25 protein-coding genes are annotated in these 25,653 nt (G+C 75.7%); 17 read left to right on the forward strand and 8 right to left on the reverse strand.

What is annotated here, in order from left to right; translation table 11 throughout:
• Positions 1–58 precede the first annotated feature (58 nt).
• The 5 genes from paaA to paaE are packed head-to-tail and all read left to right on the forward strand — an operon-like array spanning position 59 to position 4,163.
• Entirely contained in the window at positions 59–1,129 is a 1,071-nt protein-coding gene (gene paaA / locus ACH5AR_RS01260; protein ID WP_396299273.1) for a 1,2-phenylacetyl-CoA epoxidase subunit PaaA, read from the forward strand.
• 28 nt (positions 1,130–1,157) lie between these two features.
• Positions 1,158–1,475, forward strand: coding sequence for a 1,2-phenylacetyl-CoA epoxidase subunit PaaB (gene paaB / locus ACH5AR_RS01265; protein WP_396299274.1), 318 nt, complete (start codon positions 1,158–1,160; stop codon positions 1,473–1,475).
• Positions 1,476–1,488: 13 nt separating this feature from the next.
• Positions 1,489–2,403 (forward strand): 1,2-phenylacetyl-CoA epoxidase subunit PaaC, encoded by a 915-nt coding sequence (paaC, locus tag ACH5AR_RS01270; protein ID WP_396299275.1) that lies wholly within the window; start codon positions 1,489–1,491, stop codon positions 2,401–2,403.
• Entirely contained in the window at positions 2,397–2,948 is a 552-nt protein-coding gene (gene paaD, locus ACH5AR_RS01275; protein WP_396299276.1) for a 1,2-phenylacetyl-CoA epoxidase subunit PaaD, read from the forward strand. The genes paaC and paaD overlap by 7 nt, the downstream gene beginning before the upstream one ends.
• Positions 2,949–4,163, forward strand: a complete 1,215-nt coding sequence (paaE, locus tag ACH5AR_RS01280) for a 1,2-phenylacetyl-CoA epoxidase subunit PaaE (RefSeq protein ID WP_396299277.1) — start codon at positions 2,949–2,951, stop codon at positions 4,161–4,163. It abuts the gene before it with no gap.
• A gap of 3 nt (positions 4,164–4,166) precedes the next feature.
• Here paaE and ACH5AR_RS01285 read toward each other — a convergent pair whose 3' ends face one another.
• Positions 4,167–5,303, reverse strand: a complete 1,137-nt coding sequence (locus ACH5AR_RS01285; protein ID WP_396299278.1) for an NAD(P)-binding domain-containing protein — start codon at positions 5,301–5,303, stop codon at positions 4,167–4,169.
• Positions 5,304–5,412: 109 nt separating this feature from the next.
• The gene (locus ACH5AR_RS01290) at positions 5,413–5,784 is read right to left on the reverse strand and encodes a YbjQ family protein (RefSeq protein WP_396299279.1); all 372 of its coding nucleotides are present in this window, start codon (positions 5,782–5,784) and stop codon (positions 5,413–5,415) included.
• Positions 5,785–5,909: 125 nt separating this feature from the next.
• On the opposite strand from ACH5AR_RS01290, the gene ACH5AR_RS01295 reads away from it, so the two are divergent.
• From ACH5AR_RS01295 to ACH5AR_RS01305, 3 genes are all read left to right on the forward strand, one after another.
• Positions 5,910–6,839 (forward strand): hypothetical protein, encoded by a 930-nt coding sequence (locus ACH5AR_RS01295; RefSeq protein WP_396299280.1) that lies wholly within the window; start codon positions 5,910–5,912, stop codon positions 6,837–6,839.
• An 88-nt stretch (positions 6,840–6,927) separates the two neighbouring features.
• Positions 6,928–7,485, forward strand: a complete 558-nt coding sequence (locus ACH5AR_RS01300) for a hypothetical protein (RefSeq protein ID WP_396299281.1) — start codon at positions 6,928–6,930, stop codon at positions 7,483–7,485.
• 169 nt (positions 7,486–7,654) lie between these two features.
• Entirely contained in the window at positions 7,655–8,464 is an 810-nt protein-coding gene (locus tag ACH5AR_RS01305) for a peptidyl-tRNA hydrolase (protein ID WP_396299282.1), read from the forward strand.
• Between the two features lie 106 nt (positions 8,465–8,570).
• On the opposite strand, the gene ACH5AR_RS01310 is transcribed toward ACH5AR_RS01305, so the two are convergent.
• Genes ACH5AR_RS01310 through ACH5AR_RS01320 form a run of 3 tightly spaced genes read right to left on the reverse strand, consistent with a single transcriptional unit; the run spans position 8,571 to position 11,085 of the window.
• Positions 8,571–9,314: a hypothetical protein gene (locus ACH5AR_RS01310; protein WP_396299283.1), complete on the reverse strand. Its 744-nt coding sequence runs from the start codon at positions 9,312–9,314 to the stop codon at positions 8,571–8,573.
• 29 nt (positions 9,315–9,343) lie between these two features.
• Positions 9,344–10,171 (reverse strand): hypothetical protein, encoded by an 828-nt coding sequence (locus ACH5AR_RS01315; RefSeq protein ID WP_396299284.1) that lies wholly within the window; start codon positions 10,169–10,171, stop codon positions 9,344–9,346.
• Positions 10,168–11,085, reverse strand: coding sequence for an ATP-binding cassette domain-containing protein (locus tag ACH5AR_RS01320; RefSeq protein ID WP_396299285.1), 918 nt, complete (start codon positions 11,083–11,085; stop codon positions 10,168–10,170). Before ACH5AR_RS01320 ends, ACH5AR_RS01315 begins: the two co-directional genes overlap by 4 nt.
• A gap of 202 nt (positions 11,086–11,287) precedes the next feature.
• On the opposite strand from ACH5AR_RS01320, the gene ACH5AR_RS01325 reads away from it, so the two are divergent.
• Both ACH5AR_RS01325 and ACH5AR_RS01330 read left to right on the forward strand, forming a co-directional pair.
• The gene (locus ACH5AR_RS01325; RefSeq protein ID WP_396299286.1) at positions 11,288–12,583 is read left to right on the forward strand and encodes a sensor histidine kinase; all 1,296 of its coding nucleotides are present in this window, start codon (positions 11,288–11,290) and stop codon (positions 12,581–12,583) included.
• Between the two features lie 59 nt (positions 12,584–12,642).
• The gene (locus ACH5AR_RS01330) at positions 12,643–13,293 is read left to right on the forward strand and encodes a response regulator (protein ID WP_396299524.1); all 651 of its coding nucleotides are present in this window, start codon (positions 12,643–12,645) and stop codon (positions 13,291–13,293) included.
• A gap of 166 nt (positions 13,294–13,459) precedes the next feature.
• Here the strand turns inward: ACH5AR_RS01330 and ACH5AR_RS01335 are convergent, their stop codons facing one another.
• The 3 genes from ACH5AR_RS01335 to modA form a co-directional block, all read right to left on the reverse strand.
• Positions 13,460–14,566: an ABC transporter ATP-binding protein gene (locus ACH5AR_RS01335; RefSeq protein WP_396299287.1), complete on the reverse strand. Its 1,107-nt coding sequence runs from the start codon at positions 14,564–14,566 to the stop codon at positions 13,460–13,462.
• Positions 14,567–14,768: 202 nt separating this feature from the next.
• Positions 14,769–15,605: an ABC transporter permease gene (locus ACH5AR_RS01340; protein ID WP_396299525.1), complete on the reverse strand. Its 837-nt coding sequence runs from the start codon at positions 15,603–15,605 to the stop codon at positions 14,769–14,771.
• 71 nt (positions 15,606–15,676) lie between these two features.
• Positions 15,677–16,543: a molybdate ABC transporter substrate-binding protein gene (modA, locus tag ACH5AR_RS01345; RefSeq protein ID WP_396299288.1), complete on the reverse strand. Its 867-nt coding sequence runs from the start codon at positions 16,541–16,543 to the stop codon at positions 15,677–15,679.
• Positions 16,544–16,923: 380 nt separating this feature from the next.
• Between modA and ACH5AR_RS01350 the strand changes: the two genes are divergently transcribed.
• The 7 genes from ACH5AR_RS01350 (at position 16,924) to ACH5AR_RS01380 (ending at position 25,627) form a co-directional block, all read left to right on the forward strand.
• Positions 16,924–17,991, forward strand: a complete 1,068-nt coding sequence (locus tag ACH5AR_RS01350) for an RNA ligase (ATP) (RefSeq protein ID WP_396299289.1) — start codon at positions 16,924–16,926, stop codon at positions 17,989–17,991.
• 151 nt (positions 17,992–18,142) lie between these two features.
• Positions 18,143–19,573 (forward strand): cytochrome P450, encoded by a 1,431-nt coding sequence (locus ACH5AR_RS01355; protein WP_396299290.1) that lies wholly within the window; start codon positions 18,143–18,145, stop codon positions 19,571–19,573.
• 392 nt (positions 19,574–19,965) lie between these two features.
• Positions 19,966–20,889, forward strand: coding sequence for an MHYT domain-containing protein (locus tag ACH5AR_RS01360; RefSeq protein ID WP_396299291.1), 924 nt, complete (start codon positions 19,966–19,968; stop codon positions 20,887–20,889).
• A 158-nt stretch (positions 20,890–21,047) separates the two neighbouring features.
• Entirely contained in the window at positions 21,048–23,996 is a 2,949-nt protein-coding gene (locus ACH5AR_RS01365) for a nitrate- and nitrite sensing domain-containing protein (RefSeq protein ID WP_396299292.1), read from the forward strand.
• Positions 23,993–24,403, forward strand: a complete 411-nt coding sequence (locus tag ACH5AR_RS01370) for a roadblock/LC7 domain-containing protein (protein WP_316524797.1) — start codon at positions 23,993–23,995, stop codon at positions 24,401–24,403. Before ACH5AR_RS01365 ends, ACH5AR_RS01370 begins: the two co-directional genes overlap by 4 nt.
• A 143-nt stretch (positions 24,404–24,546) precedes the next feature.
• Positions 24,547–24,876, forward strand: a complete 330-nt coding sequence (locus ACH5AR_RS01375; protein WP_396299526.1) for a DUF742 domain-containing protein — start codon at positions 24,547–24,549, stop codon at positions 24,874–24,876.
• An 82-nt stretch (positions 24,877–24,958) separates the two neighbouring features.
• Positions 24,959–25,627, forward strand: coding sequence for a GTP-binding protein (locus tag ACH5AR_RS01380; RefSeq protein WP_396299527.1), 669 nt, complete (start codon positions 24,959–24,961; stop codon positions 25,625–25,627).
• The last annotated feature ends 26 nt before the right edge of the window (positions 25,628–25,653 follow it).

Raw genomic sequence — 25,653 nt, forward strand, 5'->3', positions numbered from 1 at the left:
CTGTCAGCTGTTATCTGTTGCGTGCGCACCTTGCCATCCCTCCGCCCCGCCACGCAGAATGGTACCGACCGAACGGTCAGTCGGTTGGGGATGGCGAGAGGGGACCGTGGTGACAGCAGAGGTGGCCGAGGCAGCCCCCGCGCAGACGCCGGAGGACCGGTTCGAGGCGGTCGTCGGCGCCGAGCAGCGGATCGAGCCCAGGGACTGGATGCCCGACGCGTACCGGGCCACCCTGATCCGCCAGATCGCCCAGCACGCCCACTCCGAGATCATCGGCATGCAGCCCGAGGGCAACTGGCTGACCCGGGCCCCGTCCCTGCGCCGCAAGGCCATCCTGCTCGCCAAGGCGCAGGACGAGGCCGGCCACGGCCTCTACCTCTACGCCGCCGCCGAGACCCTCGGTGTCGACCGCGCCGAACTCACCGAGAAGCTGATCTCCGGCCGCCAGAAGTACTCCTCGATCTTCAACTACCCGACCCTCACCTTCGCCGACGTCGGCGTGATCGGCTGGCTGGTGGACGGCGCCGCGATCTGCAACCAGGTCCCGCTCTGCCGGTGCAGCTACGGCCCCTACGCCCGTGCGATGGTGCGGATCTGCAAGGAGGAGTCCTTCCACCAGCGCCAGGGCTACGAGCTGCTGATGACGCTGATGCGCGGCACCGAGGCCCAGCGCCGGATGGTCCAGGACGCGGTGGACCGCTGGTGGTGGCCCTCGCTGATGATGTTCGGCCCCTCGGACGCCGACTCGCCGAACACCGCCCGCTCGATGGCCTGGCGGATCAAGCGGCACAGCAACGACGAACTGCGCCGGCGCTTCGTCGACATGACCGTCCCGCAGGCCGAGCACCTGGGCGTCACCCTCCCGGACCCGGAGCTGCGCTGGAACGAGGAGCGCGGCGGCTGGGACTTCGGCGAGCCGGACTGGTCCGAGCTGACCAGGGTCATCCACGGCCAGGGCCCCTGCAACGCCCAGCGGATCGAGCGCCGCCGCGCCGCCCACGAGGACGGTGCCTGGGTACGCGAGGCGGCCGTCGCCTACGCGGCCAAGCGCGCGGCCAAGCGCGCGGCCGAGGCCGCCGAGGCGACCGACGACACCGAAGCCACCGAAGCCACCGAAGCCACGAAGTGAGCGAAGCGAGCGAACAGGAGAACGGAAAGTGACCGACCCCCAGGTGGGCTCCCCAACCGGTTCCAAGGCCGGCTGGCCGCTGTACGAGGTGTTCGTGCGCCCGCGGCGCGGGCTGAACCACGTCCACGTCGGCTCGCTGCACGCCGCCGACGACCGGATGGCCCTGCTCGCCGCCCGTGACCTGTACACCCGGCGCAACGAGGGCGTGAGCCTCTGGGTGGTCCGCTCGGACGCGATCACCGCCTCCACCCCGGACGAGCGCGACCCGTTCTTCGAGCCCAGCGGCGACAAGGTCTACCGCCACCCGACCTTCTACGACATCCCCGAGGATGTCCCGCACATCTGACGGGGGAGCCACCGTGCACGACCACACCACCGCCACCACCGGCCGCGGCCAGGACGACCACGTCTACCTGAGCCTCGCCGACGCCGCCCCCGGCCCCGAGGGCGAGGGCCGCTGGGCGTACGGGACGGGCTTCGCCGACCCGCTGCTCGGCGTGGACACCGACCTGCCCGCCGGGCTGGACGGCGCCGACCTCGCCGCCTACTGCCAGATGCTGGGCGACGACGCCCTGGTCCTCGCGCAGCGGCTGATCGAGTGGTGCACCCGGGCGCCCGAGCTGGAGGAGGAGGTGGCGCTCGCCAACCTGGGCCTCGACCTGCTCGGCCAGGCCCGCCTGCTGCTCACCCGGGCCGGTCAGGCGGACGGCACCGGCCGCACCGAGGACGACCTGGCGTACTGGCGCGAGGAGCACGAGTTCCGCAACGTCCGCCTGGTGGAGACGCCGAACGGCGACTTCGCGTACTCGATCGCCCGCCTGCTGCTGTTCTCCACCGCGCGCGCCGCCCTGTACGAGGCGCTCAGCGCGCACCCGGACCCGGTGCTGGCGGCGGTCGCCGCCCGGGGGGTCAAGGAGCTGGCGTACCACCAGGAGTACGCCACGGCCTGGACGCTGCGCCTGGGCGACGGCACGCCGTACTCCGCGGAGCGGATGCAGGCCGGGATCGACGCGGTGTGGCCGCTGCTGGAGGAGCTGTTCACGGCGCACCCGGTGGAGCTGAGGGTCGGGGTCGACCCGGCGGGCCTGCGCGGGCCGGTGCTGCGCTCGCTGACCGCCGTCCTCGCCGAGGCCGGGTTGACCGTGCCGGACGTCCCGCCGCTGGCCACCGTCCTCGGCCGGGCCGGTCGGGACGGCGTGCACACCGAGGCGCTCGGCCCGCTGCTCGCCGAGTTGCAGGTGGTGGCCCGTGCCCACCCGGGGGCGACGTGGTGACGCGTGGGGCGGCGCCCTCCGGTTCGACCCGCGCCGCGGCGTGGGCGGTCGCCGCGGCCGTCCCGGACCCTGAGCTGCCCATGCTCACCCTGGCCGACCTGGGCGTCCTGTCCGAGGTCGGGGTGGACGCGGACAGCGGTACGGTGACCGCCTGGCTGACCCCGACCTACTCCGGGTGCCCCGCCGTCGCCGAGATGGCCGCCGACGTGGACCGCCGGCTGCGCGCGGCCGGGTACCCGGACGTCCGGGTGCGGCTGCGGCTGGACCCGCCGTGGTCCACCGACCTGATCACCGCCGAGGGCCGCCGCAAGCTCGCCGAGGCGGGCATCGCCCCGCCCCGCCCAACCGCCGCCGCGGGCGGACCGGCCGGACCGGTGGCACTGACCCTCGGCCGGACCCGCACCGGGGCCGCGCCGCCCGTGCCCTGCCCGCACTGCGGCGGCAGCGACACCGAGGAGCTGTCCCGCTTCGGTTCCACCGCCTGCAAGGCGCTCTGGCGCTGCCGGGCCTGCCGCGAGCCGTTCGAACGCGTCAAGGAGATCTGAATGCCCGCCGCCTCTGCTGCTTCCCCTGCCGCCGCGTCCCCCGCTGCTTCCTCTGCCGCGTCCCGTGCCGCCGCCGCGTCCCCCGCCGCTTCCGCCGCTTCCGCCGCTTCGCGCGCCGCTGCCGGCCCGGCCCGCCGTCCGAGCTTCCACGCGCTGCGGATCGGCCGGATCGAGCGGCTCTGCGAGGACGCCGTCGCGGTGACCTTCGCGGTGCCGGACGGGCTGGCGCAGGAGTACGCGTTCCGGCCCGGGCAGACCCTGACCCTGCGCAGGCTGGTGGACGGAGCCGACGAGCGCCGCTCCTACTCGATCTGCGCCCCGGTCGGCGGGCCGCTGCGGATCGCCGTCCGCGAGGTGCCCGGCGGGCTGTTCTCGCGCTGGCTGGTGCGCGAGGCGACGGAGGGCGAGGAGGTGGAGGTGCTGACGCCGTCCGGCCTGTTCACCCCCGAGCTCGGCGTCCCGGCCGACCACGTGCTGCTCGCGGCCGGTTCCGGGATCACCCCGATGCTGTCGATCGCCGGCTCGGTGCTGGCGGCCGACCGCACCTCCACCGTCACCCTGCTCTACGGCAACCGGCGCAGCGACACCGTGATGTTCGCCGACGAGCTGGCCGACCTGAAGGACCGCTACCTCGACCGCTTCCAGCTGGTCCACGTGCTCTCCCGGGAGACCAGGGACGCCGAGCTGCTCAGCGGGCGGCTGGACCGGGAGCGGGTCCGCGCGCTGCTGGCGGCGCTGGTGGACGTCGGGAGCGTCGGCCACTGGTGGCTGTGCGGCCCGTTCGGCATGGTCGTGGCGGCGAAGGAGCTGCTCGCCGAGCTGGGCGTGCCGGGCGGGCGGGTGCACCAGGAGCTCTTCCACGCCGAGGACGAGCCGCTCCCCGAGCGCGACGAGGACTGGGACCGCTCGGACACCCCGTCCGGCACCGGATCCCAGGCGCAGAGCGAGGTCACCGTCGTCCTCGACGGCCGCGGCAGCACCCTCCGCCTCCCGCGCGACCGCTCGATCCTGGACGGTGCCCAGCGCTCGCGCCCCGACCTGCCGTTCGCCTGCAAGGGCGGGGTGTGCGGCACCTGCCGCGCCCTGGTCACCGAGGGCGAGGTGGAGATGCGCCGCAACTTCGCGCTGGAGGAGAAGGAGCTGGCGGCCGGCTACGTCCTCACCTGCCAGGCCCGCCCGCTCACCGACCGGGTGACGGTCGACTACGACCGCTGAGCGTCAGACGGCGGCGGGCGCCGTGGCCGGGGCTGCGGCCACGGGGCTCTCCGACCGGGCCCCGGGCAGGGGGCTCCCCGACCGCGGGTCCCCGAGCAGCCCGACCAGGTCGTTGACGGCCGCGCGGCCGGCCCGGTTGGCGCCGACGGTGCTGGCGGACGGTCCGTAGCCGACCAGGTGGACGCGCGGGTCGAGGGTGGCGCGGGTTCCGGTGAGCGCGATGCCGCCGCCGGGGGAGCGCAGGCCGAGCGGAGCGAGGTGTCCGACCTCGGGGCGGAAGCCGGTCGCCCAGACGATCGCGTCCACCGCCAGCTCCTCGTCGCCCCAGGCGACGCCGTGCTCGGTCAGGCGGTCGAACATCGGTCGACGGTGCAGGGCCCCCAGCTCCTCGGCGCGCCGGTAGGCGACGGACGGGCCGAGCCCGGTCACGCTCACCACGCTGAGCGAGGGCAGGCCCTGGCGGACCCGCTCCTCGACCTTGGCGACCACCGCGCGCCCGTACTCGGGGGTGAACGGGCCGTCGTGGTAGACGGGCTCGGACCGGGTCACCCACACCGTCTCGCCGACCGCGGCCACCTCCGACAGCACCTGGACCGCCGACGCGCCGCCGCCCACCACCAGGACCCGCTTGCCCGTGAACTCCTCGGGGCCGCGGTACTCGGCGTAGTGCAGCTGGCGGCCGGTGAAGCGGCCCGGGTAGTGCGGCAGGAAGGGGCGGGTCCAGGTGCCGGTGGCGTTGACCAGCGCGCGGGTGGACCAGGTGCCGCGGTCCGTCTCGACCAGCAGCCGGGAGTCGGGGCGCCCGGACTCGGCGCGGACGGAGCGCACCACGACCGGGCGTACGACCGGGAGCGCGTGCTGGGCCTCGTACGCCGCGAAGTACTCCGGCACCACCTCGCGCGCGGGCGCGTCGGGGGCCGGCGGCGGGAGCTCGGCGTCGGGGAGGTCGTGGACGCCGTGCACGGTGGCCATCCGCAGGGACGGCGAGCGGTGCGCCCAGGCGCCGCCGGGGGCGGCGTTGGCGTCGAGGACGACGAAGCCGCCGTCGACGCCCGCCCGGTAGGGGGCGAAGCCGCGGCGGCGCAGGTGGTAGGCCGCGGACAGGCCGGCCTGCCCGGCGCCCACCACCAGGACGTCCACCCGGCCCGGAATGCTCTTCGTTGCACCGTAAACAGTCACACTGGTGAAACATCCGGGGTCGGGCGGGTCTTCCCGCCGGTCCCCGGCCTGCGGGCGGCGGGCAGGAGCGTCAGGAGATCGGCGAGATGACCGCGGCGGTGCCGTAGGCGCAGACCTCGGTGCCGACGTCGGCCGCCTCCGTGACGTCGAAGCGCATCATCAGGACGGCGTTGCCGCCGCGCGCCTTGGTCTGCTCGATCAGCCGCTGCATCGCCTCGTTGCGGCTCTCGACCAGGGTCTTCGTCAGGCCGCGCAGCTCGCCGCCGATCAGCGACTTCAGCCCGGCACCGATCTGGCTGCCGATGTGGCGGCTGCGGACAGTGAGCCCGAAGACCTCGCCGATCGTGTGGTCGACCCGGAAACCGGGGACGTCGTTGGTGGTCACGACCAGGACGTCGGCGTTCGGGCCCTGCCCGCCGCCGTACTCGTTGATGTCTGCCATGGGGCCCATCCTGCCAAGTTCCTGCGTCCGGGTGACAGAGACACGGCGGGGCGGTGGCCGAGAAGGCTCCCGGAAGCTGGTCCGGACCGGTGATCGGGGGCCCGAAAGGCCGTACCGTTAGCCCCATGGGCGAGCGAAGCGATCATCCACAGGGGCCCGGCGCGGCGGAGGAATCCGGTGCGCAGGAGGTCGAGGCGACAGTGGTGCTGGGCCTGCGGATCACCGACTGGCCGGCCCTGCGTGCGGCCGCGATCAGGGCCGTCGAGGAACTGGACTTCGAGGGCATCGACCCGGCCGGCCAGCGCCGCGAACTGCTGCGCGAAGTCGCCGAGGACGCCAACGCGGCGCTCGGCGCGCTGCTGCACCCGGACCGGCTGGTGGCCGCCGTCCCCGGCGTCGAAGCGGTCGGCGGCACGCTGGAGATCAGCGTCACGGAGGACTTCACACCGGACTTCGCCGACCTGTTCCCGCTGGAAGGCGACGAGGAGGACGGCGGCGCGGGTGCGGACTGGAGGCTCACCCCGCGCACCGCCTGCCTCCTCCACGCCCAGCTGATCGGCTTGGCCGACGCCGCGTACGACGACTTCGACGAGCACGGGGACGAGCCCGTCGCGGACGGCGAGGACGCGGACTGGACGGTCTTCTCCCGGCTGCCCCAGCGCACCTGGCGGCTGCACCGGGGCTGGCGCCGTGCGATGGCCCGGGCCTTCGACGACCTCGCCGACGACCTCGCGCTCGGCGAGTGGCCGCTGCCGCGCTGCCTGGCCGAGGAGGTCGCGCTGCGGATGGCCCTGGTGGACGCCCGGGCGCTGCTCGGGGCGCAGCCCGAGTCGGTGGCGGACATGATGGGGGACCTCCCGGCCGACCTGTACGACTACGACTGGGACGGCTGCCACGACGAGCTCTTCGGGGTCTACGGGCCGGACGACGGCGATCCGGAGCTGGGGGCGGAGCAGCGCACGGAGGCGCTGCTGGCGGCCACCCACCCGGAGGGCTGGTTCCTGATGTACGAGGACGCGGAGGAGCGGGACCCGCAGCGCGGCTACCGGCGCTGACGGGGCGTTTCGGCGCCGGAAGGCCGGTCGGCCGAGCCGGTGGTCGACCGGCCGGGCGGCGGGGAGGCCGGGCGGCTAGGCTGCGGTCATGTCCGATGTGCGCGGTACGCGTGACATGTCCGCCGAGGGGCCCGAGCGGCCCGAGGGGTCGCGCGGGGCGTCGGCCGGCTCTCCGCGCGGGGTGTCAGGCGGAGAGGACGAGTCGGCGCTGGCCCGGATCGCGCTCGGCCTGGACGGGGTGCGGGCGGCGCAGCACGGTCGGACGGCCGAGGCCCGGGCCGGCTTCGAGGCGCTCTGGGAGGCGCTCGGGGAGCGGGACGTCTTCCACCGCTGCGTCGTCGCCCACTACCTGGCCGACCTCCAGGACGACCCGCGGGCCGAGCTGGAGTGGGACCGGCGGGCCCTGGCCGCCGCCGACTCGCTCGACGCCGATCGCGCCCGGACGTACGAGTCGGCGCTCCAGGTGCGCGCCTTCTACCCCTCGCTGCACCTCAACCTGGCCTCGGACCTCCTCAAGCTCGGTGAGCCGGCCCTCGCCCGCGAACAGCTCGAACAGGCCGTGCGCAGCCTGGACGCACTGCCCGAGGACGCGCACACCGCGGGCATCCGGGCGGCGGTGGACGAGCTGCGGCAGCGGTTGCGGTGAGCGCTCCGGCGCCGGTCCCGGCCGGCGCCCGGGTGGGTGCCGAGGCGGACGGGGCGGGCGGAGCCGGTCGGGACGGGGCTGGCATCCTGGACGGGTGACCTCTCCTGCCGACGCCCCGACCTCCGCCGCCCCGATTTCCGACGCTCCGACTTCCGACGCTGCAACCTCCGTGGCCCCGACGCCCGCGCCCGAGGACTCGACGCCCGCTCCCGCGGCTCCGGCGTCCGCGACTCCCGCCGCCGTCGCGGAAGCCGTCGAAGCCGCTCCGGCGCCCGGGGACGACCGCGACGAGCGGCCGCAGTACGTGCTGCCGCTGGTCGTCCGAATGGAGCGGGCGACCCCGCCGAGCCGGACGGACGCGCTGGAGACCTCGGCGCGGGCGGTGCTCACCCTGCTGGCCGACCCGCGGGTGACCGAGCCGGACGGCGAGTGGGCCCAGCGGGTCACGGCCTGGGAGGACGCCCGGATCCGCAAGGTGGTCCGGCGGGCCCGGGGCGGGGAGTGGCGCCGGGTCGGCGAGCTGCCCGGCATCACGGTGCACGGGCGGGAGGCCGAGGTGCGGGTGTTCCCGCCGGTCCCGCTGGACGGCTGGCCGAAGGAGCTGGCCAAGCTCCAGGTGTCCGGGACGGAACTGGAGGAGACGGTCGAGCCCGGAGCGCCCGAGCCGGGGCTGCCGGTGCTGTGGCTCAATCCCGAACTGGAGATGAGCGCGGGCAAGACCATGGCGCAGACCGGGCACGCCGCGCAGCTCGCCTGGTGGCGGCTGGACGAGGCGCAGCGCAAGGAGTGGGCCGGGGCCGGATTCCCGCTCGCGGTCCGGACGGCCTCGCCGGAGGCGTGGGCGGAGCTCGTCCGCAGCGGGCTGCCGGTGGTCCACGACGCGGGCTTCACCGAGATCGCCCCCGGGCCGACCGTCGCGGCCGAGGGAGGCACGCGCTACTGTCCGCTCTCGCGGGCCGACGGGAACGGGGCCGGGTGACCTGGTGAGGGCCTGTCTTCGAACTCCCGCCTGCGGGAGTTCGACGACAGGCCCTCGGCCTGGTCCTCTCCCGGGGGCCCGCCCGGCCGTCGGCCTGCTGGCGCCGTCAGCTGTGCTCGTACCGCCCCAGCGCCCGCCAACCGCCGTAGACCGCCAGGGCCGTCCAGAGCGCCATGATGAGCAGCCCGGCCCAGTGGCCGTAGTGGACGCCCGGTTCGGGCAGGGTCCGCGTCGCGTACAGCCCGGCCCGGTCGGGCAGGAACTGCCCGAGCTCGCGGACGCCGGGGATGGCGGCCAGCCAGGTGGTGCCCAGGAACACCATCGGGGTCAGCAGGCCGAGTGCGGCGCTGAAGTTGCCCAGCATCGCCGTCAGTCCGAGGCAGAGCAGCACCATCATCGGGTGGTACAGCACACCGGCCAGGAAGCTGCGGGCCAGGCCCGGGGTGGCGAGGTCCAGTCCGACGGTGGAGCCGGCGGCCAGGAACGAGCCCGCCGTCGAGGCCAGCCCGAGCAGCAGGCCCAGCCCGGCGCCGAGCGCGAGCTTGGCGCCGTACAGCCGGCCGCGGCGCGGGACGGCGGTCAGCGAGGTGCCGATCATGCGGGTGTTGAACTCCTGGCCGATCAGCAGGATGCCGAAGCAGGCCACCGCGACGTGGCCGAAGAGCAGGCCGTAGAAGATCCCGCCGGCCGGGTCCTCGCCGGGCGTGTGGTCCTTCGTCCCGTAGGCGGCGTTGACGGCCGCCGTGACGCCGACGGTCAGCGCCAGGGCGACCAGCGGAGCCGCCCACTGCGAGGGCAGGGTGGTGAACTTGACCCGCTCGGCGCGCAGGGCGTCGGTCATCGCGCTCATGCCTCCTCCTGTCGTCCTTCCGGCCGGGGTCACGCGGCGCGCCGCAGGGCGCGCAGGCCGCCGTACGCCGCCAGGGCGGTCCAGAGCGCCATGATCAGCAGCCCGGTCCAGTGCCCGTACCCGACCTGCGGGTCGTCGACGTAGCGCAGGGCGTACTGGCCCGCCCGGTCGGGCAGGAACCGGACCACCTGGCGGACCCCGGGCACCCCGCCGAGCAGCGGCGACAGCAGGAAGATGCTCGGCACCAGCAGCCCCATGGCGGCGGTGAGGTTGCCCAGCAGCGTCGTCACCCCGAGGCAGAGCACCACCAGCAGTGCCGGGTAGAGCACGCCCGCGACGGCGCTGCGGACGAGGGCCGGGCCGTCCCAGGCCGCCGGGACGGTGGCGGCGTACCCGGCGAAGGCGCCCGCCGTGCCGACCGCGCCGACGGCGAGGCCGACCAGCGCGCCGAGAGCGAGCTTGGCGCCGTACAGCCGGCCGCGGCGCGGGACGGCGGTCAGCGAGGTGCCGATCATGCGGGTGTTGAACTCCTGCCCGATCAGCAGGATGCCGAAGCAGGCCAGCGCCGCCTGGCCGAAGTTGAGCCCGTAGAAGACCCCGACGCCGGGGTCGTCGGTGAGGTTGCGGTCCCGGCCGCCGAGGGCCGCCCCGACGGCCGTGGTGACCCCGGGGGTGAGCAGCAGGGCGAGCAGGGGGGTGATCCAGAGCGAGCGGAGGGTGGTGAGCTTGATCCGTTCGGCGCGGAAGGCGTGCAGGGCCGAAGCGGTGGGGGTGCGCGGGGCCGTCGCGGCGGGAGTGCGCGGGGCCGTCGTGGCGGGAGTGCGCGGGGCCGTCGTGGTGCGGGAGGCGGCGGTCATGCGGCGGCCTCCGTCCGGTACTCGACGCTGTCGGCGGTCATCCGCATGAACGCCTCCTCCAGGGAGTCCTGTTGCACGGCGATCTCGTACAGCACCACGCCGTGGGTGGCGGCGAGCGCGGCGATCCGCTCGGGTTCGGCGCCGCTCACCTCCCAGGCGCCGCCGTCGACTTCGGTGGCGTCCAGGCCGTGGCCGGGGTCGCCGAGCAGGGCGGCGAGCTTGGCCGGGGCGACGGCGCGGACCCTCGTCCGGCTCCGGCCGTGGCGCTCGATGAACTCCGAGGTGGCGGCGTCGGCGAGCAGCCGGCCGCGCCCGATCACGATCAAGTGGTCGGCGGTGAGCGCCATTTCGGTCATCAGGTGGGAGGAGACCAGCACCGCGCGGCCCTCGGCGGCCAGACCGCGCAGCAGTGTGCGGATCCAGCGGATGCCCTCGGGGTCGAGGCCGTTGACGGGCTCGTCCAGCAGCAGGACCGGCGGGTCGCCGAGCAGGGCGGCGGCCACGCCGAGGCGCTGGCGCATGCCCAGGGAGAAGCCCCGGATCCGCCGCCCGGCCGCGTCCGCCAGCCCGACCTGGCCGAGCACCTCGTCGACCCGGCCGGCCGGCAGTCCGTTGCTCGCGGCGAGCCAGCGCAGGTGGCCGTGCGCCGTCCGGCCGCCGTGCAGCGCCTGGGCGTCCAGCAGCGCGCCCACCGTCCGCAGCGGGCCGGGGAGTTCGGCGTACGGCCGGCCGTCGACCAGGGCGTGGCCGGCCGTCGGCCGGTCGAGGCCGAGGACCAGGCGCATGGTGGTGCTCTTGCCGGCGCCGTTCGGGCCGAGGAAGCCCGTCACCACGCCCGGTCGGACCTCGAAGGTCAGGTCGTCGACGACGCGCCGGCCGCCGTACTCCTTGGTCAGGCCCCGGATCTCGATCACGGCCCCGCTCCCTGCGTCTCGTCGTCGGTGGTCTTCGCCGCCGGTGCCCGCTGTGGCCGGCCCGGGCGGTGGCTCCATTCGACCGGAGCGGGCCGCTGCGGCGGATCCCGCCGGGGCGGGGAGCCGCCTCCCTCCCGGGAGGGAGGCGGCCGGAGACCGGCGCGGGAGCCGGGCCCCCGGGGCAGCCTGGCAGGATGGCGCCATGTCCAAGACCGCAGCGCTCAGGGGCGCGATGTCCGGAGCCGTCGCGCGGGGCAGCGCGGTGTCGAGGCTCTTCACGCCGCTGACGGCCGGCGTCACGTACGCGCGGCTGCTGCACCTGCTGGTCGGGTGGATCTTCGCGGGCGTGGTGCTGATGGTCTACCCGGGGACGTACCGGAAGGGCCTCGGCGAGATCCTGACGGCGAGCGTCTCGGTGGACTGCGTGCTGCTCGCGGCGGTCGCGCTCATCCCGGCGGCGCGGCGGGCGGAGGGGGTGCAGGCCCGGCTGCTGCTGGTGCCCGACCGCGAGGAGGACATCGGCACCGAGCCCTCCCGGACCTGGGCCGACCGGCGGCGCACGGCGGGCTGGCTGGTCGGCCGGGTCGCGCTCGGCTCGGTGGCCGGCTTCGTGCTGGCCCTCGGCTCCGCCGCCTGCTACGGACGGCTGACCGGCCCGGACGCGCTCTGGTACCTCCCGTTCTCGCCGCTGCTGGTGCTCGCCTTCGGCTGGTTCCTGGTCCTCGCCGGACGCCTCCAACTCGCCATGGCCGTAAGGCTTCTGGGCCCGTCGCCGAACGAGCGGCTGGCGGAGGCGGAGCTGCGGGCCGAGCGGCTGCTGGAGCGCAACCGGTTGGCCCGGGAGCTGCACGACTCGATCGGCCACGCCCTGACGGTGACGGTCCTCCAGGCGGGAGCGGCGCGCGAGGTCGGGGACCCGGCCTTCGCCGTCAAGGCGCTCGAAGTCATCGAGGAGACCGGCCGGCGGGCCATGGAGGACCTCGAACGCACCCTCGTGCTGCTGCGCGAGACCCCGGCCGGGGCGAGCGGCACGGCCACCGAACAACCCGGGATCGACCAGCTGCCGGAGCTGTTCGACACCGCCCGCGCGGCCGGCAGCCCGGTGGCGGCGCGGGTGGAGGTGGCGGCGGGTGCGCTGCCCGGCGTGCTGTCCCGCGAGTCGTACCGGATCGTCCAGGAGGGCGTCACCAACGCGCTCAAGTACGCGCCCGGGGAGCCGGTCGACATCCGGATCGCCGTACGGGACGGCCGGTTGGAGCTGCGGTGCGCCAACCCGCTGCCGGGTGCCGGGCGTTCACCGGCGGGCAGGGGGCCGGTGGGCAAGGGCGGCAAGGGCCTGCGCGGCATCCGGGAGCGCGCCGCGCTGCTCGGCGGGCAGGCGGAGGCGGGGGTGGCGGCCGGGGCGGGGGTCGGGCCGGCTGCGGGGGCCGGGGTGTCGCAGGAGGGCGGAGCGCAGTGGGTGCTGCACGTCCGGCTGCCCCTACGCTTGGGCTCGTGACGAACGATCTCGGGGCGTACGGTCCGGCCGCGGCGGCCGGGGCCGAGGGCAAGACGGACATCCTGCTCGCCGACGACGAGGAACTGGTCCGGGCCGGTCTGCGGGCCGTCCTGGAGGCGCAGGGGGACCTCCGGGTGGTCGGCGAGGCGTCGGACGGCGCGGAGGCGGTCGCGCTGGCCCGGGCGCTGCGCCCGCACGTGGTGCTGATGGACGTCCGGATGCCCGTCCTGGACGGCCTGGCGGCCACCCGTGAGCTGCTGCGGCCCGGCGCACCGGGGGAGCGGCCGCCCCGCATCCTGGTCGTGACCACCTTCGAGAACGACGACTACGTCTACCAGGCGCTGCGCGCGGGCGCCGACGGCTTCCTGCTCAAGCGCACCCGCCCGGCCGAGATCGCCCAGGCGGTACGGCTGGTGGCGGCGGGCGAGTCGCTGCTGTTCCCGGCCGCGATCCGGCGCCTGGCGGCCGGGCACGGCAACCCGGCCGCCCGGGCGGCCATGGCGCGGGCGGCGCTGACCGAGCGCGAGGCGGAGGTGCTGCGGCTGGTCGCGCGGGGCCTGAGCAACGGGGAGATCGCCGAGCGGCTGTTCCTCGGCGTGCAGACGGTGAAGACGCACGTCAGCAGCGTGCTGGCGAAGCTGGGCGCGCGGGACCGCACCCAGGCGGTGATCGCGGCGTACGAGTCGGGGTTCGTCGAGCCCTCGGAGTGACCGGGCGGGGTGGGCGGCGACCGGCGATGGCCCCGGGGGCGGGCCTGGCGGCGGGCCCTGTCGGCTGCCCTGGCGGCGGCCTCGGGGGGCGGTCCTGACGGAGGCCCTTGGCGGCGGCCCCGGGGAAGGCAGGTGATCCGGCGGCGGATGTCCGGGCGGCGGGGCGTCAGGCCGGGTAGGCGTGGGTCTGGGTGGCCTTGACCGAGGCCCAGACGGCGGCGCCGGGCGCCAGCTCCAGTTCCGCGACGGCGGCGGGAGTGAGGTCGGCGGCCATCGGCAGGTCGCCGGCGAGTTCGGCGCGGACCCGGTCGCCGTGCAGGTCCAGTCCGGTGACCTCGGCCTTCCACAGGTTGCGCGCGCTGGCCCGCGGCCGCTCCCGGTAGAGCGTCACGGCGGAGGGCGGGAAGGCGACGAAGGCCGGGCCGTCCAGCTCGTCGGTGGTGGACAGCACGGTGCCGTCCCGGAGCGTGACCTTGGCGCCCTCGGCCCGGCCCTGGTACAGGTTCAGCCCGACCAGCCGGGCGATGTAGTCGGTGCGCGGCCGCCGGGCCACCTCCGCCGGGCTGCCGGACTGCACCTCGTGCCCGTCCTCGATCACCACCAGCCGGTCGGCCAGCACCATGGCGTCCAGCGGGTCGTGCGTCACCAGGACCGCCACCGCCTCGAACTCCGCGAGGTGGTGCCGCAGTTGGGACCGTACGTCGAGCCGGGTGCGCGCGTCCAGGGCGGCCAGCGGCTCGTCCAGCAGGAGCAGCCGGGGGCGCACGGCGAGGGCCCGGGCGAGCGCCACCCGCTGGGCCTGGCCGCCGGAGAGCCGGCCGGGGCGGACCGAGGCGTGGTCGGCCAGGCCCATCCGTTCCAGCCAGCCGGCCGCCTCGGCGCGCGCCTCGCGCTTGGGGCGGCCCTGGCAGCGCGGGCCGAAGGCGACGTTGTCGAGCGCGCTGAGGTGCGGGAACAGCAGGTAGTCCTGGAACACCACGCCGACCGGCCGCTCCTCGGCCGGGGTGTGCACGCGCCGGGCCGGGTCCTCCAGGACGCGGCCGTCCAGCCGTAGGTGGCCGCCGGTGAGCGGGAGCAGCCCGGCGAGGGCGCGCAGGGCGGTGGACTTGCCGGCGCCGTTGGGGCCGAGCAGCGCCACCACCTCGCCGGGGGCGGCGGTGAGGGCGAGGTCGAGGGCGAACGCGGCGCGCTCGACCCGCAGGCGGGCGTCCAGGGCGGGGCCGGGGTGGCGGCCCGGGGCGCGGTGGTGGCCGGTGCGGCGGTCGGTGCTCATCGGGGCGGCGTCCAGGGGTCCAGTGCGTCCGGGGGAACGGCCGGGGCGGTGGTCGGGGCGGTGGTCGGGGGCACGGCTGGGGCGTTGGCGGGAGAGACGGACGGAGGGGTGGACGGAGGGGCGGACGGAGCGAGGGCCGCGGGGACGGACGGGGCGGCGGCCGGGGGCACGGCTGGGACGGCGGCCGGGCCGGGGGCCGGGGTCACGGTGTCGACAGCCAGCGGTCGCGCAGGCCGACCAGGACGGCCACGGAGACCACCAGCAGCACCAGCGACAGCGCGATCGCCGCCTGCGGATCGGACTCCATCGCCAGGTAGACGGCCAGCGGCATGGTCTGGGTGCGGCCCGGGAAGTTGCCGGCGAAGGTGATCGTCGCGCCGAACTCGCCGAGCGCCCGGGCCCAGGCCAGGACGGCCCCGGCGGCGATCCCCGGGGCGATCAGCGGCAGAGTGACCCGCCGGAACGCCGTCAGCCGGGAGGCGCCCAGGGTCGCGGCGGCCTTCTCGTACCGGGGGTCGGCGGCCCGCAGCGCCCCTTCGACGCTGATCACCAGGAACGGCATCGCCACGAACGCCTCGGCGATCACGACCCCGGTGGTGGTGAACGGCAGGGTGAGGCCGAAGGCCGAGTCCAGCCAGGAGCCGACGATGCCGCGCCGCCCGAGCACCAGCAGCAGCGCCACACCGCCGACCACCGGCGGCAGCACCAGCGGCAGGGTGACCAGCGCCCGGATCACCCGCCGGCCCGGCAGCTCGGTGCGGGCGAGCAGCCAGGCCAGCGGTACGCCGAGGACCAGCGACACGGCGGTGGCCGCGGTCGCGCTGACCAGCGACAGGCGCAGCGCGTCCCAGACGGCGGTGCTGGTGAGCTGCTCGGACAGGCCGCTCCAGGGCGCCCGGACCAGCAGGCCGACCAGCGGCAGGATCAGGAACGCCAGCCCGAGCAGCGCCGGGAGCAGCAGGGTGACCGGGACCCGGTGCGCGCCCGGGCGGCGGGTTCGCGGGCGCCGGGCCCCCGGGCGCTGGGCCGCCCGTGCCAGGCGGGCTCCCGGGGCGCGGCGCGGCGGGGTCTGCGGGGAGCCCGTCGGGTCGTCGTCGGAGGTGCGGTCGCTCACGGCGCCTGGAAGCCCGCCTCGGTCAGCACCTGCTGGGCGTCGGGCGACTGGACGTACGCGACGAAGGCGGCGGCGCCGCCCTTGTTGGGGGCCTTGGCGAGCGCGGCGATCGGGTAGTCGTTCACGGCCTTGTCGGCCTCGGGGAAGTCCACGCCGTCGATCTTCGCAGCATCGGCCTTCACGTCGGTGCGGTACACCAGGGACGCGTCGACCTCGCCGAGTTCGACCTTGGTGAGCGCGCCCTTGACGTCCTGCTCCAGGGTGACCGGGGTGAGGTCGAGGCCGGCGGCCTTGAGTGCGGTGAGGGCGGCGGCGCCGCACGGCACCTCCTTCGCGCACAGGGCGACCTTCACGCCGGGGGCGGTGAGGTCCTTGAGGCCCGCGACGTGCTTGGGGTTGCCCTTGGGGACGGCGATGGTCAGCGCGTTCCGGACGAAGGTGGCCGGCTGCCCGCTCGCGCCGCCCGCGTCCGTCACGGTCTTCATGGTGGCCGGGCTGGCGGCGGCGAAGACGTCGGCCGGGGCCCCGGAGTTGATGCTGGTGGCGAGGCTGGAGCTGCCGCCGAAGTTGAAGGTGACCTTGGCGCCGGGGTTGGCGGCCTCGAACTTCTTGCCGAGCTCGGTGAAGGTCTCCTTGAGCGAGGCGGCGGCGAAGACGGTGACGGTGCCGGAGGCCTTCGGGACGCCGCCGGCGGCGTTCGAGGCGTTCGAGGAGGCCGAGGTGTCGGGGGAGCCGGCGGAGGGGGCCGGGGAGCCGGAGGACTTCCCGCCGTCGCTGCCGCAGGCGCCGGCTCCGAGCCCGAGGACGAGGACCGCGGCGGCGGTGACGGCGAACCTGCGGGCGGTGGGCGTACGGGTTCTCATCGGGGCTTCCCCTCCAGGGCGCGCGCCGGAAGGGGCGCGAGGGACCGGCCGCAGGTGCGGCGATTACGGCGATCATAGTGCCGCAAATGCGAGCGATAAATCCCCTGTGGGTTCGCACAGGCGGGGGCGGTACGGTCTCTCGGGCTGCTGTGGGATGTCTCAAGCGGGCGGGGTGGTGCAGGTGGGTGGGGTGGTGCAGGTGGTGGCGTAGTGCAGGTGGGTGGGGTGGTGCGAGCGGAGAAGGGGGCGCGCGGAAATTGCGTCGCGCCGACGGTGGCCGAACGGTCAGAGTGGGCGGCGTCCGTACGTAACGGCCTGGTCGGTCCCGGTCGCAGGCGCCGCCGCGAACCCGCGACCGAACCGAGGGGAGGAGTCCGTCCGTGTCCACGCTGCGCGTCACCGCCGAGAAGCTGGTCATCCTGGAGCACCCGAACGCGGATGCCCTGGAGCTCGCCCAGGTCGGCCTCTACCGGGCGGTGGTCGCGAAGGGCGCCTACCGGACCGGGGAGCACGCCGTCTACATCCCCGAACAGTCCGTGCTCCCCGACGGGCTGATCGAGGAGCTGGGGCTGACCGGCAAGCTGGCCGGCGCCCGGGCGAACCGGGTGAAGGCGGTACGGCTGCGCGGCGAGCTGTCCCAGGGCGTCGTCTGCCGACCGGCCGCGCTCGCCGACACCGACCTGGCCGCCGCGGCCGAGCAGGGCGTGGACTTCGCCGAGCTGCTCGGGGTCGTGAAGTGGCAGCCGCCGGTGCCGACCTCGATGAGCGGCGACGTGGTCAGTGCGCCCGACCTGCTGCCCTGGGTGGACATCGAGAACCTCAAGCGCTATCCCGACGTCTTCGAGCCGGGCGAGCCGGTGGTGCTGACCGAGAAGCTGCACGGCAGTTGCTGCCTGGTCACGTACTCCGCCGCCACCGGCGAGGTGCAGGTGTCGTCCAAGGGCATCGGCGCGCAGGGGCTGGCGCTGGCCGAGGACGCGCGGAACCTCTACTGGCGGGCGGTGCGCGCGTACGGCATCCCGGCGGTGGCGGCCCGGCTGGCGGAGCGCCTCGGGGCCGAGCGGGTCGGCGTCTTCGGCGAGGTCTTCGGCGAGGGCGTGCAGGACCTGGGCTACGGCGCGTCGGCGCGCACCGAGCGGCCCGGCTACGCGGCCTTCGACGTCTCGGCCCTGGTGGACGGGCAGCTGCACTGGCTGTCGGCAGCCGAACTGCTGGACGGGGAACTGCCGTTGGTGCCCGAGCTGTGGCGCGGCCCGTTCGACGCGGAGACCGTCCTGGCGTACGCCGGGGGCAGGGAGGCCGTCTCCGGGCGCGCACTGCACCTGCGCGAGGGCGTGGTGGTGCGGCCGGTCACCGAGCGCTGGAGCCCGGTGCTGGGCGGGCGGGCCATCGCCAAGGTGGTCAGCGACGCTTACCTCACCCGCAAGGGGGGCACCGAATACGAGTGAGACGGGTCCGGATCCGGCCGGGCGATGCCGGCCCGGCCGGCCGGTGCGGGTGACCGGCCCGGCCGACCGGTCCGGGCGCGGCTCCGCTCTCCTGGTGCTGACCGCCCGTCGGTAGCGGCGGCGGGCACATCCCCGTACAGAAGGAGTGCCGATGGCCATCGACGTCATCTCCGGTCCGGCCCCCGGGCGGGCGCCGGCGCCCGCCCCCACCTCCGCGATACCCGTACCGGCGGGGAACCGTCTGGTCGGATCGCTGTTCGACCTCACCCGCCGTCCGCTGCGCAGCTACCTCGCGGCCCGCCGCGACCACGGCGACGTGGTGCGCTTCCAGGCCGGGCCGCCCGGGCTGCGGGCCGACTTCTACGGGGTGTTCTCGCCGGAGGGCGTCCGGCAGGTGCTGGCCGTCGAGGCGGCCAACTTCCGCAAGGAGGACCCCTTCTACGACGAGCTGCGGACCAGCGTCGGCAACGGGCTGCTGACCAGTCAGGACGAGGTCTACCAGCGTCAACGCCGGATGGTGCAGCCGCTGTTCACCCGGCGCCGGGTGGACGGCTACGCGGACGCGCTCGCCCAGGAGGCGCAGGCGCTCGCCGAGCGCTGGCGGGCGGTGCCCGGCGGGGTGGTGGACGCGGCGGACGAGACGTCCCGGTTCGCGCTCCGCGCGGTCGCGCGGATCCTCTTCGGCGCCGACGTGGAGGAGGCGATAGCGGTGGTGCACCGCAGCTTCCCGGTGCTCGGCGAGTACGTGATGGAGCGCGGCTACGCCCCGGTCCGCCTCCCGCGCAGCTGGCCGACCCCGGCCAACCGGCGCGGTGCCGAGGCACAGCGGGCGCTGTACGGGGTCTGCGACCGGATCATCGCCGAGCGGGCCGCGCGGGCCGAAGGGGCCGGGCAGGGTGGCGGGGACGAGGGCGCGGACGACCTGCTCACCCTCCTCGGGCGGGCCCGCGACGAGGACGGCGAGCGGCTGGACCCGGCCGAACTCCGGGACCAGGTCCTGGTGTTCCTGCTCGCCGGGCACGAGACCACGGCCACTGCGCTGGCGTTCGCGCTGCACCTGCTGGCCTTGCACCCGGAGCAGCGGAGGACCGCGCGGGAGGAGGCGCGGACCGTCCTGGCCGGGCGTGCGCCGACGGCCGAGGACCTGGACGCGCTGCCGTACATCACCCGGGTGTTGAAGGAGGCGATGCGGCTCTACCCGTCGGCGGCCCTGGGCGGGCGGCGGGCGGTCGAGGAGACCGTGATCGACGGGTACGTGATCCCGGCGGGGGCGCAGGTCGTCGTCGCGCCGCTGGTCACCCACCGGCACCCGGACCACTGGGTGGACCCGCAGCGCTTCGACCCGGACCGCTTCCTGCCGGAGGCGGAGCGGGCCCGGCACCGTTATGCGTGGTTCCCGTTCGGGGGCGGGCCGCGCGCCTGCATCGGGCAGCACTTCTCGATGCTGGAGGCGGTGCTCGCACTGGGGGTGCTGCTGCGGGACTTCGACCTGGAGGCGGTGGACCGCAGGGTGGCGCTGGCCCAGGGGATCACGCTGCGGGCGGCGAGCCCGATGCGGATCCGGGTGACGGCTGACGGCTGACAGCTGACGGGAGACAGGGTTCAGCGAACGGATGACAGATGTTGAAATCTGTCATCCGTTCGCTGCGATCTGTCCGCTGTGATCTGTCCGCCGACCGCTGTCAGCTGTGCGTCGCCCGCCCGCCGCCTTTCCCCGCAGCGTCGCGCATTCGTCCGTGCACCCACCGCTCGCTGGGCAGACGACCGGGTCATTCGAACACAATGCCCTCGCCTCGCGGGCAGCTTTTCAGATCTTTGTCTGGCCGATTCCGGACCCTCGGTAGCGTCCCACGCACCCCAGGGCCGGAAGCGCACATGCGATGGGCATATGCCAATCGCATGCAGTCCGCCCGGCCCGGGGAGCCCGGGCGCACCGAGTACCGCCCCGGGCCCGACCGGTCGACCGGAGGTCCCATGGGTACCCTCAACCACCTCAGCCTCGGCTGGCTGACCCCCGTCCTCTCGTACCTGATGGCCTGCGCCGGCGCCGCCCTCGGGCTGCGCTGCACGCTGCGCGGCCTGGCCGCGAGCGACCCGGCCCGGCGCAACTGGCTGGTCACCGCCGCCGCCGCGATCGGCTCCGGTATCTGGACCATGCACTTCGTGGCCATGTTCGGCTTCACCGTCGACGGCACGGAGCTGCGCTACAGCGTGCCGCTGACCGTCCTCAGCCTGGTGGTCGCGGTGCTCGTCACCGGCCTCGGCCTGACCGTGGTCTGCTACGGCCGGCACCGCGGCCTCTCCCTGCTGTCCGGAGGCGTCACCACCGGCCTCGGGGTCGCCGCGATGCACTACCTGGGCATGGCCGCCCTGCGGATGCACGGCGGGCTGCACTACGACGCCGGGACGGTCGCGCTCTCCGTGCTGGTCGCCGTCGGCGCCGCCACCGCCGCGCTCTGGGCCGCCGTCACCATCCGCAACGTGTACGCCGCGGCCGCCGCCGCGATGGCCATGGGCCTCGCCGTCAGCTGCATGCACTACACCGGCATGGCCGCCGTCCACGTGCGGCTGGAGCCGACCCGGACCGGCCTCGGCGGGGTCAGTCCGATGGAGTTCGTCTTCCCGCTCGCCGTCGGCCTCGGCTCGTTCCTCTTCCTCGCCTCGGCCTTCGTGGCGCTCTCGCCGACGGACCAGGAGCGGGCCGGCTACCGGGAGGCCGGCGCACTGGTCCTGGAGGACTTCCCGGGCGGGCCTCCGGGCACCGGGTCCACGGGGCCCGGTCACTCGGGTTCCGATGCCGCGGCTTGCGACCCCTCGGGCCACGGGCCTGTCCGGCACGAACCCAGCCCGGCCGGGGCCGACCGGCGCGACGAGGCGCGGCACGGCCGCGCCGCCTGAGCGGCGCCCTCGCGTCTCGCCACCCGCGCCCCGCGTCCCGCGCCCCTGCCGCTGTCCGCCTCCGCCCGCCGCCGGCCGTCCCCCCCCCCCAGGCCCCGGCTCTCCCGCTCTCCCGCTCTTCGCTCTCCCGCTCTCCCCGCCCGAAAGGCTCCTCACCCATGCGAGAAGACCGCGGTACCGCCCCCGGTGCCCGTCGGGGCGCCCATGCCGGCCCGCCGGCCCGTTCGCCGCGCCCCGGCCCGTGGCTGCGCGGGCTGCGCCCCCGGAGCGTCCGGGCCCGGATCATCGCCCTGCTGATGGTCCCGGTCGTCTCCGTGATCGCCCTGTGGGGGTTCGCCACCGTCACGACCGCTCAGGGAGTCTGGGGCCTGATGCGCCAGCGCGACACCCAGCGCACGCTGCTCACCCCCGTCGCCGAGACGGTCGCCGGGCTCCAGGCCGAGCGCACCGCCGCCGGACAGCTGCTGGCCGCCCCGGTCGGCACCCCCACCGCCGCCCCGGAGAGCGCCCTGCGCGAGGCGGCGGCGGCCACCGACCGGGCGCTCACCCCGCTGTTCCCGGACGCCCGCCGACCCACCCCGGGCTACAACCGGGCCGACGCCCAGGGGTTGGGCGATGAGGCGGCCGCCCGGCTGGACACCCTCGGCAGCGCCCTCGCCGCCCTGCCCGCCCTGCGCGCCCGGATCCTGGCCCGGGGCGTCGGCTGGCCCGAGGCGTACGCCGCGTACGGCGAGGCGGTGGACCGGGCGCTCGCCGCCGCCGGCGCCGTCACGCCCCTCCAGGACCGCCAGGTGGCCGCCGACGCCCGGGTGCTGCTGGAGCTGGCCAGGGCCCGCGAACTGCTCGCCCGGGAGGACGCCCTGCTGCGCGCCGCCCAGCTGTCCGGCGGCCTCGGCGACGAGCAGCTGCGGGAGTTCTCCGGCGCGGCCTTCGCCCGGCGGGAGTTCGAGCGGGTCGCCGCCGCCGACCTGCGCGGCGCCGAACGGGAGGAACTGCTCGCCGTGACCGGCGGCCAGGACCACCGTGAGCTGCTCGGCTACGAGGACAGGGTGCGCACGGCCGCCGACGGCCGGGCGGCGCTCCCGGCGGTGCCGGCCGACCGGTGGGCGATGGTCGCGGGCAACGTGGCCGGCGCCCTGCGGGCCGTCGAGGACCGGGCCGGACGCCTCGCCGCCGAACGCCAGGACCCGTACGCCCTGGGCCTGTTCACCCCGGCGGGGACGGCCGTGCTGCTCGGGCTGGTCGGCGTGGTGGCCTCACTGGTGATCTCGGTGCAGATCGGGCGGGGGCTGGTCACCGAGCTGATCGGCCTGCGGAACTCGGCACTTGAGCTGGCCGGCCGCAAACTCCCGGCGACCATGAGGAAGTTGCGTGCGGGTGAGGAGGTGGACATCGAGGCCGAGGCGCCCAGGCCGGTCGGCCGGGGCGACGAGATCGGCCAGGTGCACCAGGCGCTGGGCTCCGTCCAGCGGGCCGCCGTCACGGCGGCGGTCGAGCGGGCCGAGGTGCTCTCCGGCGTCTCCGGGGTGTTCGTCAACCTCGCGCGCCGCAGCCAGGTCCTGGTGCACCGCCAACTCACCCTGCTGGACACCATGGAGCGCCGTACCGAGGACCCGTCCGAGCTGGCCGACCTGTTCCGGCTGGACCACCTCACCACCCGGATGCGCCGCCACGCGGAGGGCCTGATCATCCTCTCCGGCGCCGCCCCCGGCCGGGGCTGGCGCCGGCCCGTCCCGCTGGTGGACGTGGTGCGCGCGGCCGTCTCGGAGGTCGAGGAGTACGCCCGGGTCGAGGTCCACCCGCTGCCGCGCGCCGCGGTGGTCGGCCACGCCGTCGCCGACCTCACCCATCTGGTGGCCGAACTGGTCGAGAACGCCACCGGGTTCTCGCCGCCGCACACCCGGGTGCACATCCGGGGCGAACGGGTCGGCAACGGCTTCGCGTTGGAGATCGAGGACCGCGGCCTCGGCATGGGGCCGGAGATGCTGGCGTCGGCCAACCGCCGGATCTGCGCCGCGGAGCAGAGCGACCTCTTCGACAGCGACCGGCTCGGCCTGTTCGTGGTCAGCCGGCTCGCCCGGCGGCAGGACGTCAAGGTCTCGCTGGTGACCTCCGCGTACGGCGGCACCACGGCGGTGGTCCTGCTGCCGACCGCGCTGCTGGTGGAGGGGGACGAGCCGGTGGAGGCGGAGGCGGGGGACGTGCCGTACGGGTTCGGGCCGCCGCCTGCCACGGGGCCCGGCGGGTTCGGTGCACCGGAGGGACTCGGGCAGTCCGTGCTGGGCGCGGCCGGGCCGGGCTTCGCCGAGCGGGCGCGGCACGGCGGCCCGGAACGGGAGGACCCGCCCGTGCACGGCCGCGCGGAAGAGCCACCGGGCGGCCTGGGCGGCCCTGGCGGCGACCCGGGGTACGGGGAGCACCCGCGGGGCCGGGCCGGTGACGGGCATCCGGCGGTGGGTGGGCCGCTGCCGGAGGGAGGCGCACCGCCGGAGGGCGGGGCCCTGCTGCCGTTCGGCGCCCGGGGCGGCGCCCCTGCGCCGGTGCGTCGCACCCCTTTCCGGACCTCCGGGGCCCGGGCGACCGGCCAGACCGCGGACGGGGGCGCGGGCGCGGCCGCCCGTCCGCAGTCCGGGGCGCCGCAGCCGTACGGTGAGCAGTCGTACGGTGAGCGGCCGTATGGCACGGAACGGCCTGCGGAGCCGGGCCCCGAACCGGGCCGGCCCGCTCAACGGGCGGACGGCGGCCCATGGGCGGAGGACCTGCGGGCGGACGGCCACCGAGCCGGCCCGGGCCCCGAGGAGCTGCCCCGCCGTACCCGGCAGGCGAGCCTCGCGCCGCAGCTGCGCGAGGCCCCGGCCCGTGCGACGGCGCACCGCCGTCGCACGGCCGCCGTCTCGGTCGGGCCCGGCAGCGCCGACGGCTCCGGCTCCGGCGCCGCGGGCCGTAGCCCTGAGGAGGCCCGGGCCGCGATGTCCGCCTTCCAGAGCGGATGGGCGCGCGGTCTGTTCCCGGAGGGTCGGCGGGACGGGCAGCCCGCCGACGCTCCGCAGCCGCCGTGGGCACGCCACCCCCAACCCCCGTCCCGACCCGAAGGAGAGCGTCCGTGATCGCCACCACCCACCGCGCGGGGGAACTGAACTGGCTCCTCGACGAGTTGGTCCAGCGCGCCCCCGAGCTCCGCTTCGCCGTGATGCTCTCCGCCGACGGCCTGGCCATGGGTACCTCGGCCGGCCTCCCGCGCGAGGACGGCGAGCATCTCGCGGCCGTCGCCTCCGGCTTCCACAGCCTGGCCAAGGGCGCCGGCCGGCACTTCGGCGCGGGCGAAGTCCGCCAGACGATGGTCGAGTTGGAGGGCGGCTACCTGCTGGTCGCGGCGGCCGGGGAGGGCACCTGCCTCGCCGTGTTCGCCACCGCCCGGGCCGACCTCGGCCTGATCGCCTACGAGATGGCCAGGCTCGTCCGCCGGGTCGGGGAGCACCTGAGCGCCCCGCCGCGGGCGGTGGGCGGACGGTGAGTCCGGTGCCCCGCCCGTACCGGGGGCGACATCCCGAGCACCCGAGGGCCGAACCCGACGGGCACCCCCGCAACCCGCTCGCCGCCGCCCACCGGGCCCGCTGGTACGACGACGACGCCGGGCCGCTGGTCCGCCCGTACGCGATGACCCGGGGGCGCACCGGGGCCGGGGAGCAGCAGTTCGACCTGATCGCGGTGGTGATCACCGAACTGCCCGACCCCGGGCTCGTGCCGGACGCGCCCGAGCCGCCGGTCGGCCCGGAACAGGCGCGCATCCTCGCCCTGTGCCGGGGCACCCCGCTGTCCGTGGCCGAGTTGGCCGCCGAGCTCGACCTGCCGGTGGGCGTCGTGCGGGTGCTGCTCGGTGACCTGCTGGCGGCCGGGCTCATCCGGGTCCGCCGTCCCGTCCCGCCCGCCCTGCTCCCCGACGAGCGCATCCTCCAGGAGGTCATCCGTGGACTCCGTGCACTCTGACCACCCGTCCGCCCCGTCCGGCCCGTCCGGCCCGTTCGCCCCGTCCGACCGCTCGGTGGCGTCCGACCGTTCCGACCGCTCCATGCCGTCCGCGCGGTGCGGTCCGGCGGATCCGTTCGGCGGCCCCGGTCCGGACGGCGGCCCGGATCCGTTCGAGGCGGAGGACGCCGACGAGACCGTGCTCGCGCTCAAGATCCTGGTGGCGGGCGGTTTCGGGGTCGGCAAGACGACGCTGGTCGGCGCGGTCAGCGAGATCCGTCCGCTGCGCACCGAGGAGCGGCTGACCGAGGCCGGGCGCGGGGTGGACGACCTGGACGGGGTGGAGCGGAAGTCCACCACCACGGTGGCGATGGACTTCGGCCGGATCACCATCCGGGAGGGTCTGGCGGTCTACCTCTTCGGCACCCCGGGGCAGGACCGGTTCTGGTTCCTCTGGGACGAGCTGGCCCAGGGGGCGCTGGGTGCGGTGGTACTCGCCGACACCCGCCGGCTGACCGACTGCTTCCCGGCCGTCGACTTCTTCGAGCACCGGGGCATCCCCTTCGTGGTCGCGGTGAACCGTTTCGCCGGGACGCGGGAGTTCGGCCCCGAGGAGGTCGCCCGCGCGCTGGACCTGGACGCGGGGACGCCGGTGCTGCTGTGCGATGCGCGCCACCGGGCCTCGGGCAAGGAGGTGTTGATCAACCTGGTCGAACACGCGGGCCGGGTGCACGCCGCCCGGCTGCTCGCGGACGTCTCGCCGGTGGGCTGAGGCAGGCGGGAGGAGCGGGGCGGGCG

The sequence above is a fragment of the Kitasatospora sp. NPDC018619 genome, from assembly GCF_044391605.1.
Lineage (GTDB): Bacteria > Actinomycetota > Actinomycetes > Streptomycetales > Streptomycetaceae > Kitasatospora.